A 15,171-nucleotide genomic window follows, 5' to 3' on the forward strand; every position below is an offset into this window, starting at 1 on the left:
AGTTAAAGAACAAGTAACCTTGAATGGCAAATTTTATATATTCGTAAAAATGAAATTTATTAGAAAGTAAATTTTAGTTTTTCGATAAATGGATAAAAAATTATTTTTTTTTGCGATTCATTATGCTTAAAAAAACCTAAAATTATGTAGTCTAAATCTTTCTTTTTTAACAAATTTGATAAAAATTTGATAAAAATGACATTTTTAGGATTTTTTTTTAGGTGCTTTTTCAACAAAATAGCAGTCTTGCCTTAACGCTCGAAAACTGCGTCAGTAAAGGGATTCAAGCCTATATTTGTATTTTTAAAAACATGTAACGTGTTGATTATTAGGATTGTTTTGTATTTCTTATCTTTGCACCGTAGAAATTTCAAGAGGGTGACAGCGTTTTGAAGAAAAACAATTTATGATAAAGAAGTGGTATTTTTATGCGAGTTTGATCGTTATTATTACATTTTTGAGTTTGGGTTTTAAACCCTTTAATCTAGAAACCAAACCTTGGTTTTTAATAGAAAAAACAGATGGATCTGAATACTTATTTCCATCGCTTGAAGAGGATGACTATCCTGTTTCAAAAAAGGTAAATGTCCTATTTACAGAAAAGCGCCTTATCAGTTTTAAAGAAGCGGTTGCTTTTCGAGAATCTCAGGGAAAATACCGATTGGTAAATTCACTGGGTTATATGGGAAAATACCAGTTTGGTTCTAAAGCCTTAAGAGCTGTTGGCATAAACAATGACAAAGCCTTTTTAAAAGATCCTGCATTACAAGAAAAAGCATTTCTTGCGTTATTATCCAAAAATAAATGGATCTTGCGTAACGAGATCGAAAAGTACGAAGGAAAAATCATCAATGGTGTCGAAATTACGGAATCTGGAATTTTAGCTGCTGCCCATCTTGGAGGCGCAGGTTCAGTAAAAAACTTTTTTAAAAATAGAGGGAACAAGCATTTTAGAGATGCTTACGGGACTTCATTAAAAAGTTATATGAAAGCTTTTGCAGGTTATGACCTTTCTCGTATTGAAGCGGATAGCGATGCTACAATACACGATCAAATTTAGAATAAGCATAAAAAAAATCCCGAATCATTCGGGATTTTTTTTGCTCTTTAGTCAATTAGAATTTCTAAAATTTTAATAGCCGCTTCGCTGATTTTAGTTCCAGGCCCAAAAACAGCAACTGCTCCCGCATCAAATAAAAATTGATAGTCTTGTGCCGGTATTACTCCGCCAACAATCACCATTATATCTTCGCGTCCGTGGTTTTTAAGTTCTTCAATAACTTGCGGCACCAGTGTTTTGTGTCCGGCAGCCAGTGATGAAACACCCAGGATGTGTACGTCATTTTCAACAGCTTGTTTGGCAGCTTCGGCAGGAGTTTGAAAAAGTGGGCCAATATCGACATCAAAACCTACATCAGCATAACCCGTTGCAACTACTTTTGCACCGCGATCATGCCCGTCTTGTCCCATTTTGGCAATCATAATTCTGGGACGTCTTCCTTCTTGTTTGGCAAAGGCATTCGCTAATTGTTTTGCCTTTTCAAAATTCTCGTCATTTTTTATTGCTGCACTATACACACCGCTAAAGGATTTAATTTGTGCTTTGAACCTGCCAAAAATACTTTCGAGAGCATCGCTAATTTCGCCTAATGTTGCTCTGTTTCGAGCTGCTTCAATAGCAATTTCTAATAAGTTGCCTTGTCCGGTTTTGGCACAAAGAATTAATTTTTCGAGTGATTGATTTACCTTTTCAGTATCTCTTGTCGCTTTTATTTGCTCCAGTCTTTCTACTTGTTGTTTGCGAACCATTTGATTATCAACATCCAGAATATGCAACGGATCTTCTTTTTCTAATCTAAATTGATTTACGCCAACTATAATATCCTGACCGCTATCTATTCTGGCTTGTTTTCTGGCTGCTGCCTCTTCAATTCTTAGTTTCGGAATTCCTGCTTCAATGGCTTTTGTCATTCCGCCTAATTCCTCCACTTCTTCGATTAGTTTCCAGGTACTTTTAAGGATTTCATTCGTCAAACTTTCCACATAATAACTTCCTCCCCAGGGATCAACCGTTTTGGTGATTTTAGTTTCTTCCTGTAGAAAGATTTGGGTATTACGAGCAATTCTTGCCGAAAAGTCTGTTGGCAAAGCAATGGCTTCGTCAAGCGCATTAGTATGTAAAGATTGAGTTCCTCCAAAAGCGGCCGCAGTTGCTTCAATACAAGTTCTGGCAACATTATTAAAAGGATCTTGTTCCGTCAGACTCCATCCGCTCGTCTGGCAATGTGTTCTTAAAGCCAAAGATTTATCGCTTTTAGGATTAAATTGTTGTACTAATTTTGCCCAAATCATTCGACCTGCACGCATTTTGGCAATTTCCATAAAATGATTCATACCAATTGCCCAGAAAAAAGAAAGGCGGGGAGCAAACTCATCAATAGTCATTCCGGTCGAAAGTCCCGTTCGAATATATTCTAAACCATCCGCAAGGGTATAGGCTAATTCGATATCAGCAGTTGCTCCGGCTTCCTGCATGTGATAACCTGAAATAGAGATAGAATTGAATTTGGGCATTTTCTTGCTCGTAAATTCAAAAATATCAGCTATAATCTTCATCGAAGGTGTTGGCGGATAAATATAAGTGTTACGAACCATAAATTCTTTTAGAATATCATTCTGGATCGTTCCGGATAATTTTTGGATTGCGACACCTTGTTCTTCTGCTGCAACAATATAAAACGCCATAATAGGTAAAACAGCTCCGTTCATGGTCATTGAAACAGACATTTCGTCTAATGGAATCTGATCAAACAATACTTTCATGTCTTCTACAGAATCTATTGCAACACCGGCTTTACCAACATCACCTACAACTCTTTCGTGATCTGAGTCGTAACCGCGATGTGTTGGCAGGTCAAAAGCAATCGATAGTCCCTTTTGTCCCGCTGCCAGGTTTCGTCTGTAAAAAGCATTGCTTTCTTCGGCAGTTGAAAATCCGGCATATTGGCGAATCGTCCAAGGGCGTCTTACATACATAGTCGCATAAGGACCTCGTAAATTAGGCGCAAAACCTGCTCCAAAATCAAGAAACTCTAAATCTTCGATATCTTTTTCAGAATAAGTTTCTTTTAGCTCGATTCCTTCTGCTGTAAAAAAGCTCTCAGATTTTAAATGTTGATCTGTATAATCAGCATTTAACTTCTCACTTTTAACATCTAACTTTATATGTTTAAGGTCTTTTCTCAATTGTAAAAAATGTTGTTTAGAATATATTCAATTCACTATCTCTTGATGTGTGAAAAATGGATTTAATAACTACACTATTTTCATAAATAGAGTAATGTATTGCGTATGGGAAAGTTTTTAAAAATACGATTCGGATGTTGTCATATCTTATTTGAAATAGTAATGGGTTAATTTTTATAATTGCTAAACTTCTTTTAAATGAGTCATTAAATCTAATGGCTAATTTTGGATGTATGGCTTTGTACCAAAGTAAAGATTTTTTATAATCTAGTTTAGCTTCGTCAATAAGTACTATTTTATAAATCATTTTCAATTTCTTTTAAAAAATCATCAATGTCTGTAACATTCTTTGGATTTTTTAAATACTTCTCTGTTCTTTCTCTAACCTCATCAATTTGCCATTGAGGAATTTTATATTCCTTATTTTGTATAGGTAAAATAATTACTTCTACTTCATCTGCTGTAAAATCATCAGGTAAAATAACAGTTACAGAATGATTTTTTACTGATAATATTTGTCTAATTGCTTCCATAATTATTTAGGTTTATATTCAAATGTGAGAATTTGAAATCTATATTATTCAAGTTCTAAACGTTCCTGTTCCAGTTTTTCGGCTAATCTTTTTTCGATTATGGGTGTAATTAATGTTTTTCTTGGTTTTATTTTTACAAAAGGAAACAATTCGAGATCGTGTTTCATTTTGTCGTCTTTGTTAGGGTATTTATTCGTTCCTAATAAAACTTCTTTTTTAGAATCGAATAATTCCTGTTCTTTAGTGGCACTTTCCTGAATCTTCTTTTTGATAGTTCCGTCGTTCAAAAGTTTAAGGAAACCTCCGTTAGCTTCTATGTCTTTAAATAGAGTAAGACTTTTTTCAGCCAATTGCATCGTTAGGCTTTCGATATAATAGCTACCATCTGCTGGATTGTTTACTTTATCAAAATAGCTCTCGTGTTTTAAAACCAACAGTTGATTTCGAGCAATGCGGTCACCAAATTCATTGTCTTTATGATACAAAGAATCATACGGTAAATTGGCCACAGCATCTGCACCGCCTAAAATAGCCGACATACATTCGGTTGTTGTGCGAAGCATATTTACATTATAATCGTAAATTGTTTTATTGCGTTTGGTTGGCGTAACCAATAAATGACATTCTAAATCAGGATTGTATTCTGAAGCAATTAATTTAAAAAGCAATCTTAAAGCGCGAAGTTTTGCAATTTCAAAGAAATAATTCGTTCCTACGGATACCTGAAAAACAATTGGTTTTGCAATACTGGGTAAACGATTTAAATACTCGTTTGCATGTGCTAGGCTATAGGCAATTTGTTGCGTAATGTTTGCACCTGCATTTTGATATAAACCTAAATCGATACTTAATAAAGAAAGGTTTGTTGTCGTTTTTGAAATTTTTTCGATCGTTTCAAAATTATTTTTATCAGAGGTAGAAAACCAGTTTCCTTCGCGTGCAAAATGACCAATTGGGTCAATGTTACAGTAAAATACAGCTTTTTTCTGAATCGAAATAGTATCTAATATCTTTACGAAATCGATTGAAATAAAAGACAAATTAAAGTAAACGATCCTGTTTTTTAAAGGAAGAGTTTCTAGTAGTTTTTTAATATCAATCTGTTCGTTTTCTATTGTAAAGCGCAAACTTTCGGCACCTCTTTCGATAGTATTTATGGCTCTTTGAACTGATTTTTCGATATCATATACAAAAATGTTCTGACAAATTTTAAAATTTGAAGCTTGAGTTTTTACTACAGGAGCTTTAGAAAATTCGTCAATATGATAAAATGGTTTTACCTGAATATCTTCCGGAGAATTCCAAATTACGGTTTCGTTATATTCAGCTCCGTCTAATTCAAACTGAATTTTTTGTTTCCATTGTTTGGATGAAATTGGACTAAAATCGTCGAATAGGGTAGTAGCCATTAGAATTGGGTTCTTTTTTCTGGTTATTCTTTAGTGTCTTTAATGGTATCACCTTCAAATTGAATGATGTAAATATCTTCGCTGTCTTTTTTCATAAAGTACTTTTCACGAGCATATTTTTCTATTTGTTCAGGATTTTTAAGTTGCTTGATCTGTTCCTGATCTTTTTTTATTTCGTCCTGATAGTATTTTTTATTGTCTTGCAATTCATTAATCTGTCCGTCTAAAAAACGATGATCAAAATAAGAGTAATTGTCTAAAAATAACATCCAGACCACGAAAAACAGTAAAACCCAAACATATTTATTGCTCAGTAATTTGAACCAGCGTTTGCCTTTGTATGGATTTTTTAGTTTCATTTTCTCTTTAACAGATTACTTCTTATAAATTCGATTGGTGTTCTAGCCCCGATGGAGCCGGTATCCTTTTTATCCGCCGCGGCGGATAAAAAGATAAAGGCGAGAGCGGGAAATAGCTCCTTATTTTAATGCAATAAATTTACGATAAAAATTATGAAATTCGTTGATTAATTACGGCACGAACTACATCAATTGCTACGGTATTGTATTTATCATTAGGAATGATAATATCGGCAAAAGCTTTAGAAGGTTCTATAAATTGCTCGTGCATAGGTTTTAAAGTGTTTTGGTAACGGGTTAAAACCTCGTCGATATCACGCCCACGTTCTGAAATATCTCTTTTTAAACGACGAATTAATCTTTCGTCAGAATCTGCGTGAACAAATACTTTGATGTCGCAAAGTTCACGTAACTCTGGATTTGTCAAAATTAAGATCCCTTCAACAATCATCACTTTTCTAGGATGTGTTGATACAGTATCATCAGTTCTGTTGTGTTGTATGAAAGAATATACGGGCTGATCGATTGTTTCTCCAGCTTTTAATGCTTTTAAATGTTTAACCAATAATTCAAAATCAATGGCACGAGGATGATCGAAATTGATTAATGCTCTTTCGTCAAACGATAAATTATCGGTTTGTTTATAATACGAATCCTGAGAAATTACGCCTACTTCAGTGTCTGGTAATTCGTTCATGATTTGGTGTACTACTGTCGTTTTTCCACTTCCTGTTCCTCCTGCAAGTCCAATAATGAGCATATATTTTTTGTTTGATATTTGTTTGGCAAAAATAATAATTTAAGTCAATTGTCTGAACATATTATTTATTTAAACCATATAAGTGATATAAGTAAATGTAAGCAGCAAGATATTTAAACAAAATAGTACTTGGCTAAATTTATATTAGTTAAATGGTTAAAAGGTTACGACTTATGTGGTCATAAACACAAAAAAATCCCGAAAGAAAAATCTTCGGGATTAGTGCAATCAGTATAGTTTTAATAAAATATTCTGAATTTAGTAAGCACTTAAAATTATTTATTCTTTTTTGCTTTTATCATCATTTCAAGCTGATCCCAAAGTTCTTCGGGAATTGCTTCTAATAAATTAAATTGTCCGGCACCTTTTAACCATTCTCCACCGTCGATCGTGATAACATCCCCATTTACATAAGCTGAAAAATCAGATACTAAATAAGCTGCCAGATTGGCTAATTCCTGATGATCGCCTACACGTTTTAAGGGTACTTTTTTTGCCATGTCGAATTTTTCGGCAAGATCACCCGGCAATAATCTGTCCCAGGCTCCTTTTGTAGGGAATGGTCCCGGAGCGATTGCATTAGAACGAATTCCGTATTTTGCCCATTCTACTGCCAAACTGCGTGTCATGGCAAGAACTCCGGCTTTTGCAGTAGCACTTGGCACCACATATGCAGATCCTGTCCAGGCATAAGTGGTTACGATATTTAAAATAGTAGCTGATTTTTGTTTGCTGTCGATCCAGTGTTTTCCAAAAGCTAGTGTACAGTTTTTGGATCCTTTTAATACGATATCTATAACAGTATCAAATGCATTTGCAGATAAACGTTCGGTTGGAGAAATAAAATTTCCGGCTGCGTTGTTCAAAAGAACATCCACTTTGCCAAAAGCTTTTAAAACTTCCTGAAGCATATTTTCTACTTCTTCATAATGACGAACATCACATTGAAGTGGTAAACATTTACCCCCGGTTTCCGTTTCAAGCTCAGTAGCGGTATTCTTTAGTTTGTCTAAATCTCTTGAAGTAATGGCTACCTGAGCGCCTAATTCTAAGAAATATTTAGTCATAGCTTTTCCTAAACCACTTCCTCCACCAGTAACTACAATGACTTTACCTTTTAAAGCGTCATCTCTTAACATTTTATCTGTATAGCTCATATTTTTTTCTTTTTCTTACAATATTAATTAAATAAATAGGATGCACGCATAATAATGTTATAAAATTTTAATAAACTTTATATATTACATAGTTTTTTTGCTGCTGATTCTAATGTAAAATCATCTTTGGCAAAGCAGAAACGTATTAATTTTTGATCTTTATGATCAGAATAAAAGGTAGAAATGGGAATTGCAGCCACACCGTGATCTGTAATTAGTTTTTTGCAAAAAGTAACGTCATCGTCGTTTGAAATCGTAGCATAAGAAGCCACTTGAAAATAAGTTCCTTCGCAAGGTTTTAATTCAAAGCGGCTGTTTTGAAGTAGTTTTTTGAAATAATCCCGTTTTTCCTGATAGAATTTTCCAAGTAAATTTACATCAACAATGTCTAAATATTGACTAATGGCGGCTTGCGAAATACTGTTGACACTAAAGACTAAAAACTGATGTACTTTTTTAATCTCTTTCATTAGATATTCCGGAGCTACCGTGTAGCCAATTTTCCAGCCTGTAATATGAAAAGATTTTCCAAAAGAAGAAACCATAATACAACGATTTAAAAGAAAATCTTTGGTATGGGCAGAAATATGTTTTTCTTCAAAAGTAATGTATTCATAAACTTCATCAGATAAAACAATAAGGTCAGGATATTTTGAGAGTATTTTTTCCAGTTGCAAAAAATCAGCTTGTGTTAAGATTTTGCCTGTTGGATTATGTGGGTTATTGATGATAATCATTTTGCTTTTTGAAGAACACGCTTTTTCGATTGTTTCCCAATTTGGCGTGTAATCATCCTTTAGAGCTACCCGAACAGGTTTTGCGTTACAAAGCAAAACCGGAGATTCGTATGAATCATAACTCGGATCCAGAATAATAACTTCGTCGCCTGTTTTTACCAATGCCAAAATCGAAGTAAAAATTCCCTGAGTTGCACCGGCGGTAACCAGAATTTCGGTTTCCGGAATGACGGTTCTGTTATACGAACTCTGTACTAATTTTGCAATCTGTTGCATCAATGGCGGATAACCTGCCATTGGTGTATATTGATGTACATTTTCTTTTGTTAGTCTTGCCAGAATATCTGTTAATCGTTCATCTACAGGAAAGTTTGGGAACCCCTGCGAAAGATTAATGGCGTTGTATTCCGTTGCCATTTTAGACATTACCGTAAAAATGCTGGTGGTTATATTTGGAAGTTTACTCATAGAAAAGTTTGATTAGGAAAAACTTGTGAGTACAATATAAGGCAATTTTTATTTTGTCGAATAATTGCTTTAAATAGGTTTACATTTTATGGATGATAAAAATAGTTGGTCTGTTATGAAGGTCTACTTTTATTTTTTTCCAGTCTGCAATACGCATTGTTTTAATAAACTCTGTTGGTAAAGTGATGTCAGTTGCGATACAAAGATGCGTTGAAGGATTTACAATTTGCAAAATATCTTCGACCAGCTTATTGTTTCTATAAGGAGTTTCTATAAAAATCTGGGATTGATTTTTATCCTGTGATAATTTTTCAAAATGTTTTAAAGCCGATTTTTTTTCGTCTTTATCAATAGGCAAATACCCGTTGAAGGTAAAACTCTGACCGTTCATTCCGGATGCCATCATGGCCAGTAAAATAGAGGAAGGTCCTACAAGAGGCACAACCTGGATTCCTTTTTCATGCGCCAGTTTTACAATTACAGCACCGGGATCAGCGACGCCGGGACAACCTGCTTCGCTCATTAAACCCACATTTTTGCCTTCTAGCAAAGGTTTGATAAAGTCTAAATGCTCGCTTGGTTCCGTACGTTTGTTAAGCGTGAAAAGGATAAGTTCTGATTGTTTTTTTTCGGGAGAAACAGCTTTTATAGATTTTCGGGCTGTTTTTTCATTTTCAACAATATAGTAATCTATAAAATCGATACTTCTTTTTACTGTTTGCGGCAAAACATCCATAGGATCACTTTCGCCCATTGTAGTTGGAATTAAATATAATTTTCCTGGAAGTTTCATTTGCATTTTTTTTATATTGTTTAAAAACAAGAAGCTATGAATGTTTCTCGATGAGCTTTTTTGCTATTAGGTCTGTAGCTTCATCCAGCATTTGATAAACTGTATCAAATCCGTTTGCAACACCATAATAAGGATCCGGTACATCAACATTTTCATCCGGAAATAATTCATTCAGGATAAGTTGAACTTTATTTTTTTGTTCCGTAGTTTTTGCCAGATCAGTTACATCACTATAGTTTGAGCTATCCATTACATAAATGTAATCAAATTCATCAAAATCAGAAGGTCTAAATTGTCTTCCTTTTTGATTGTCTATGGATAGTCCGTTTTTCTTAGCTACGGCAATAGAACGTTTGTCTGGTGATTTGCCTACATGCCAAGATCCGGTCCCTGCAGAATCAACTATAAATGTGTTGGGTAATTTTGATGTTAAAATACCTTCGGCTAAAGGTGATCTACAAATATTTCCCAAGCAAACCATTAAGATTTTTACTGGCATGATGCGCGTTTATAGCGTTAATTTTTTGTTGATGTCTTCGACAAATTTCTTGAATTGTTTGTCTGTAGAAACTAAATTATCGACTGTTTTACAAGCATGCAAAACGGTAGCGTGATCGCGGTCTCCAATTTGTGAGCCAATATTTGCCAAAGAAGCTTTTGTAAATTTCTTAGCAAAAAACATGGCCAATTGTCTGGCCTGTACCACGTGTCTTTTTCTGGTTTTAGATTGAAGGGTTTCAATATCCAACTGAAAATAATCAGACACAATTTTTTGAATATAATCGATAGAGATTTCTCTCTTTACGTTTTTAACAAATTTTTCTACAACGCTTTTGGCTAATTCTATCGTAACCTCTTTTTTGTTAAAAGAAGATTGTGCGATTAGAGAAATAATAGCGCCTTCAAGTTCACGAACATTACTTTTGATATTGCGTGCAACATATTCGATAATATCTTCCGGCATTTCGACACCATCATGATATAGTATGTTTTTTAAGATCGAAATTCTGGTTTCGTAATCTGGCTGGTGTAATTCAGCAGATAGTCCCCATTTAAAACGAGATAATAAACGTTGTTCAATATCCTGCATGTCGACAGGAGCTTTGTCCGAAGTCAAAATTACCTGTTTTCCGTTTTGGTGCAAGTAGTTAAAAATATGGAAAAATACGTCCTGAGTTCCTGATTTTCCAGATAAAAACTGAACATCATCAATAATCAAAACATCAATTAATTGGTAAAAGTGAATGAAATCATTACGATTATTCTTTTTTACAGAATCAATATATTGTTGTGTAAAAATTTCGGCAGAAATGTATAAAACCGTTTTTTCAGGATATTTATCTTTTACTTCTACACCTATGGCATGCGCCAAGTGTGTTTTTCCTAAACCAACTCCACCAAAAATCAATAAAGGATTAAAGGATGTTCCTCCGGGTTTGTTGGCAACAGCCATACCTGCAGAACGGGCTAAGCGGTTTGAGTCTCCTTCTAAGAAATTATCAAAACTGTAATTGGCATTTAATTGCGATTCAATTTTAAGGTTTCTAATTCCTGGAATTACAAAAGGATTTTTAAGCTCAGGATTTAAGTTTTTAAACGGAGCATCAACCTCTTGCGGTTTCATTGGCACTCTGTTGGCACTTGGCAACTGTTCTGTAAACGGTTGTTTATTGCCATAAGTGTTCTCCATTTTAATTTTATAGAGTAACTTTGCGTTTTTTCCCAGTTCTTTGGTAAGCGCAACTTTCAATAATTTTACGTAATGTTCTTCCAGCCATTCGTAGAAAAATTTACTTGGTACTTGAATATATAACGCGTTGTCGGTTAGCTCAACTGATTTGATTGGTTCAAACCAAGTTTTGTATGCTTGATCTTGAATATTGTCTTTTATAAAGGACAAACAGTTTTCCCATACCGATTGAGCAGTTTTAGTCATAGATTCAGATAAATTTTTTTATTATTGATAAAGATTCTCCTAATAAAAAAGGAGCAATTTTATTCCGTATTTCGGGATAACAAATATGTGAACAAATTTCTGTAAAAAAAAATATTTTGCCCTCTAATTTTATAAAAAAATGTTGTAAGTGAACTTTAAGAAGTTAATTTTTTTTAATCTATAAATAATGAAAAATCATCAAACGCAAGTGCGTGTTCGGTACTCTGAAACAGATCAAATGGGAGTTGTTTATCACGGAAATTATGTCCCATATTTTGAGATTGGACGCGTGGAATGGCTTAGAAATAAAGGGATTTCGTATAAAAGCATGGAAGAAAGCGGAATTGGATTACCCATTGTTTCCATGCAAATAAATTATAAAAAATCTGCACGTTATGATGAGCTTCTTACAATTCATACCGCTTTCAAAAGTCAGTCATCTGTCAAGATCGAATTTGACTGTGCGATTTATAATGAAGCGAATGAGTTATTAACAACTGCTGCTTTTATTTTAGTATTTATTTCGTTAAAAACAGGTCGTCCAACAGCTCCTCCGGATTATATTTTAGAATTGTTTAAAACACTTGTATAATTGTTAAAACGAGATAGGTTTTTATAATAATTTATATAATTTTAATATCGATTTCAAACATTAAATCAAAAATGTCGAATACAGATTCGGCATTTTTTTTACGTGTTTTTGTTTTGATTTTGCCAATTGGTAAACCTGAATTTTCATCCATTTCCATTTCCTGAGAACTGATTTCCAGCTTTTTTTCTTTAATAACACGCATAACTTTATTCATGTTTTTATAATCAAAAGAGATTAAAAAATGAACATCGATTGTTTTTTCAATGATCTCACAAATTTCAAGTGTCATTTGAGCGGTTGTTTTATAAGCTGCAATTAATCCGCCAACACCTAATTTGATTCCGCCAAAAATTCGAACTACGACAACAAGAACGTTGGTTAGTCCAAAAGATTGTATTTGTCCGTAAATTGGTGCTCCGGCAGTATTGCTTGGTTCGCCATCGTCATTGGCACGATAAGAAATCTTTGGGGCCGTGCCCAATTGATAGGCGTAACAAAAATGAACAGCATGAGGATGCTGCTTTTTTAAATTTTCGATGATAGGCTTTACCTCGTCTTCGTTTTCTATAGGAAAAGCGTATCCAAAGAATTTACTTCCTTTTTCCTTAAAGAGAACTTCTTCTGATTCAAAAGCTATAGTTTGATACGTATCGTTATATTCCAAAAGTAAGTTTCTAAATTATGTTTAATGTTTTTCTTGCCACAGATTAAAAAGATTAAAAAGATTTTCTCTTTTGTGTTAATTTTTGCCACGAATTTCACAAATTATCTCAAACTTATTTAGTGTAATTTGTAACAAGCACGTTCTCGTGGTATTTTTTATTTTGGAGTTAAGCTTTTTCTCTCGCAGATTTTGCAGATAAAGCAGATTTGTTTTATCTGCGAGAAACAAAAAAAATCATTTAATCTTTGAAATCTGTGGCTAAAATAATTTATAATATTTTTTTATCAAATAAATCAACAACGTCTTCCTGGCCAACTTGCAAATTCCAAACATTAAAGCCCAATGCAGCAGCAGCATCTGTATTTTCTTTTTTATCATCTACAAACAAGGTTCGCTTTGGCGATAATTCATGTTTGTTGATCAGGTATTGAAAAACCTCTGCATTTGGTTTGCGCATTCCGATTTCAAACGAAAAGTACACTTTTTCAAAACATTGATAAAAATCACTATAAAAAGAAATCCCGCTTTTATGTTCGAAAGTCTGAATATGAATAGAATCTGTATTGCTTAATAAAAACAAACGATATTTTTGAGTGAGCATTTGTAAAAACTCTAATCGATACAAAGGAAAATCAGCCAGAACAGCATTCCAGGCTTCCAAAATTTGTTCGATCGATGCATTTGGAAGTTCTTTTTGAAAACCAGCCAAAAAATCAGTACGTGAAATATCTCCCGTTTCGAACAAAAGATTCAGGCTGTCCAATTCTGCATTCCATTCTGTCATTCCTAATTTCTGTAATCCTGAAACGGTCGCTTGTTTGTCTAAATTGATAAAAATATCTCCAAAGTCAAAAATTATAGTATCAATCATGATTTCTAATATTTAGTAATTCATCGCTTTGAATGTAGGTTTTTGTTATGCTTTTCTTTTGAATGACAGGCGCTTTTGTTCCTGCTCTAAAAGTAGATTTTCCGATAAATATTCGGGCTTCATCCCAAACATTTAGATCTATAAATGATTGTAGCGTTTGCAATCCGCCTTCAATAATAATTGATTGAATTTGGTTTTGATACAAAACAGCCAAAATCTGAGGTATTATGTTTTGATTAAAATCAATTACTTCAAAGTTAGTGTTTTCTGTCGAAAGGTTACTTTCATATTTTGTAAATACGATAGTTTTTACAGTATTGTCAAAAATAAAACTGTCTTTTGATATCCTGTTATTTTGATCCAAAACAACTCGTACCGGATTATTTCCTGACCAGTCTCTGGTGTTTAATTTTGGATTATCATCGATAACAGTTTGAGTACCTACTAAAACAGCCTGCTCTTCGCTTCTCCACTTATGTACGAGTTGCCTTGAGTATGGATTGGTAATCCAGATGGGTTTGCGATCCTGATCAGCTTCTTTTTCTGGAGATAAAAAACCGTCCTGACTTTCGGCCCATTTCAATATAATATAAGGTCTCTTTTTTTGATGAAACGTAAAAAAACGTTTGTTAAGCTCGTTGCATTCATTTTCTAAAACACCAACAATAACATTTGCTCCGGCAGCTATTAATTTTTTAATACCATTTCCGGCTACTTTTTCGTTAGGATCTACCGTTCCAACAACTACATTCGGAATTTTATGTTCAATAATCAAATCACAACAAGGAGGTGTTTTGCCAAAATGACTGCAAGGTTCTAAGCTCACATAAATAGTTGCTTTTTTTAATAATGATTTGTCTTTTACAGATCGAATTGCATTAACTTCAGCATGTGGTTCTCCGGCTTTTTTGTGCCATCCTTCGCCAATGATTTGGTTTTGGTAAACAATTACGCTTCCAACCATAGGATTTGGATATGTAGTCCCAAATCCATTTTGTGCTAATTTAATGCAGCGTTTTATGTATTTTTCATGTATATTCACATTACAAAAGTAGTTATTTTTGAGTTTAGGAGTAAGTTAAGAAACTATCAAAAAAGTATTTTTACTTTTGTATCTATGTTATACGTATAAATAATTATGGAAAATTGGATTATCAGAGCAATAAAAAAGGAAGACAATCAGGCAGTTGCTCAATTAATACGAATGGTTTTTGACGAAATGGAAATACCTAAAGTTGGAACGGCATACGCAGATCCGTATTTAGATTTAATGTTTGAAGAATATAATAAGCCTAAGTCCGTTTATTTTGTAGTCGAAAATGATGGCAAGATTATGGGCTGTGCAGGAGTTGCGCCATTAGAAAATGGAGATCCTGAGATATGCGAATTGCAAAAGATGTATTTTTTGCCGGAAACAAGAGGTTTAGGAATTGGTTCTAAAATGATGCAAAAATGTTTGGAACAAGCACTGGTTTTTGGTTTTGAGAAATGTTATATAGAGACAATGCCGTTTATGCATGCTGCTCAAAAATTATATAAAAAATCAGGATTTGAATATTTAGAAGCTCCCTTAGGGAATACCGGGCACAGTTCTTGCCCAGTGTGGATGTTGAAAGTTTTGTAACAGAATTGTAACAATTTTTGTC

16 protein-coding genes are annotated in these 15,171 nt (G+C 33.8%); 3 read left to right on the plus strand and 13 right to left on the minus strand.

The annotated features are described in order from the left end of the window. Window positions 1-406: 406 nt before the first annotated feature. Window positions 407-1,060, plus strand: a complete 654-nt coding sequence (locus B0A64_RS05645; protein WP_089478556.1) for a peptidoglycan-binding protein LysM — start codon at window positions 407-409, stop codon at window positions 1,058-1,060. A gap of 47 nt (window positions 1,061-1,107) precedes the next feature. On the opposite strand, the gene scpA is transcribed toward B0A64_RS05645, so the two are convergent. From scpA to dnaA, 10 genes are all read right to left on the minus strand, one after another. Next, window positions 1,108-3,246 (minus strand): methylmalonyl-CoA mutase, encoded by a 2,139-nt coding sequence (gene scpA / locus B0A64_RS05650; protein ID WP_089478557.1) that lies wholly within the window; start codon window positions 3,244-3,246, stop codon window positions 1,108-1,110. Window positions 3,247-3,542: 296 nt separating this feature from the next. After that, window positions 3,543-3,779, minus strand: a complete 237-nt coding sequence (locus B0A64_RS05660) for a hypothetical protein (protein ID WP_089478559.1) — start codon at window positions 3,777-3,779, stop codon at window positions 3,543-3,545. Window positions 3,780-3,823: 44 nt separating this feature from the next. Further along, on the minus strand, window positions 3,824-5,188 hold the full coding sequence (locus B0A64_RS05665) for a methylmalonyl-CoA mutase subunit beta (protein ID WP_089478560.1): 1,365 nt from the start codon (window positions 5,186-5,188) through the stop codon (window positions 3,824-3,826). A 23-nt stretch (window positions 5,189-5,211) separates the two neighbouring features. Further along, window positions 5,212-5,547: an FtsB family cell division protein gene (locus B0A64_RS05670; RefSeq protein ID WP_089478561.1), complete on the minus strand. Its 336-nt coding sequence runs from the start codon at window positions 5,545-5,547 to the stop codon at window positions 5,212-5,214. Window positions 5,548-5,698: 151 nt separating this feature from the next. Beyond that, window positions 5,699-6,307, minus strand: a complete 609-nt coding sequence (gene udk, locus B0A64_RS05675) for a uridine kinase (protein WP_089478562.1) — start codon at window positions 6,305-6,307, stop codon at window positions 5,699-5,701. Window positions 6,308-6,582: 275 nt separating this feature from the next. Further along, window positions 6,583-7,464 carry an SDR family oxidoreductase gene (locus B0A64_RS05680; RefSeq protein ID WP_165769766.1) on the minus strand — a complete coding sequence of 294 codons (882 nt, stop codon included), beginning with the start codon at window positions 7,462-7,464 and terminating at the stop codon, window positions 6,583-6,585. Between the two features lie 77 nt (window positions 7,465-7,541). Beyond that, window positions 7,542-8,669, minus strand: a complete 1,128-nt coding sequence (locus B0A64_RS05685; protein WP_089478563.1) for a methionine aminotransferase — start codon at window positions 8,667-8,669, stop codon at window positions 7,542-7,544. A gap of 79 nt (window positions 8,670-8,748) precedes the next feature. Continuing rightward, window positions 8,749-9,462, minus strand: a complete 714-nt coding sequence (locus B0A64_RS05690; protein WP_089478564.1) for an SAM-dependent methyltransferase — start codon at window positions 9,460-9,462, stop codon at window positions 8,749-8,751. A gap of 34 nt (window positions 9,463-9,496) precedes the next feature. Beyond that, window positions 9,497-9,961, minus strand: a complete 465-nt coding sequence (locus B0A64_RS05695) for a low molecular weight protein-tyrosine-phosphatase (protein ID WP_089478565.1) — start codon at window positions 9,959-9,961, stop codon at window positions 9,497-9,499. A gap of 9 nt (window positions 9,962-9,970) precedes the next feature. After that, a complete protein-coding gene (dnaA, locus tag B0A64_RS05700; protein ID WP_089478566.1) occupies window positions 9,971-11,398 on the minus strand; it encodes a chromosomal replication initiator protein DnaA in 1,428 nt (475 codons plus the stop codon). A 187-nt stretch (window positions 11,399-11,585) separates the two neighbouring features. On the opposite strand from dnaA, the gene B0A64_RS05705 reads away from it, so the two are divergent. After that, the gene (locus B0A64_RS05705) at window positions 11,586-11,990 is read left to right on the plus strand and encodes an acyl-CoA thioesterase (protein ID WP_089478567.1); all 405 of its coding nucleotides are present in this window, start codon (window positions 11,586-11,588) and stop codon (window positions 11,988-11,990) included. Window positions 11,991-12,021: 31 nt separating this feature from the next. Here the strand turns inward: B0A64_RS05705 and B0A64_RS05710 are convergent, their stop codons facing one another. From B0A64_RS05710 to ribD, 3 genes are all read right to left on the minus strand, one after another. Beyond that, complete coding sequence (locus B0A64_RS05710) at window positions 12,022-12,654, minus strand: IMPACT family protein (RefSeq protein WP_089478568.1); 633 nt, start codon at window positions 12,652-12,654, stop codon at window positions 12,022-12,024. Window positions 12,655-12,922: 268 nt separating this feature from the next. Further along, on the minus strand, window positions 12,923-13,525 hold the full coding sequence (locus B0A64_RS05715) for an HAD family hydrolase (RefSeq protein WP_089478569.1): 603 nt from the start codon (window positions 13,523-13,525) through the stop codon (window positions 12,923-12,925). Further along, the gene (gene ribD, locus B0A64_RS05720; protein ID WP_089478570.1) at window positions 13,518-14,567 is read right to left on the minus strand and encodes a bifunctional diaminohydroxyphosphoribosylaminopyrimidine deaminase/5-amino-6-(5-phosphoribosylamino)uracil reductase RibD; all 1,050 of its coding nucleotides are present in this window, start codon (window positions 14,565-14,567) and stop codon (window positions 13,518-13,520) included. Before ribD ends, B0A64_RS05715 begins: the two co-directional genes overlap by 8 nt. A 96-nt stretch (window positions 14,568-14,663) precedes the next feature. Here ribD and B0A64_RS05725 point away from each other — a divergent pair, with 96 nt between their 5' ends. Next, on the plus strand, window positions 14,664-15,149 hold the full coding sequence (locus tag B0A64_RS05725; RefSeq protein ID WP_089478571.1) for a GNAT family N-acetyltransferase: 486 nt from the start codon (window positions 14,664-14,666) through the stop codon (window positions 15,147-15,149). Window positions 15,150-15,171: the final 22 nt, after the last annotated feature.

Origin of the sequence: Flavobacterium araucananum (assembly GCF_002222055.1) — a bacterium.
Lineage (GTDB): Bacteria > Bacteroidota > Bacteroidia > Flavobacteriales > Flavobacteriaceae > Flavobacterium > Flavobacterium araucananum.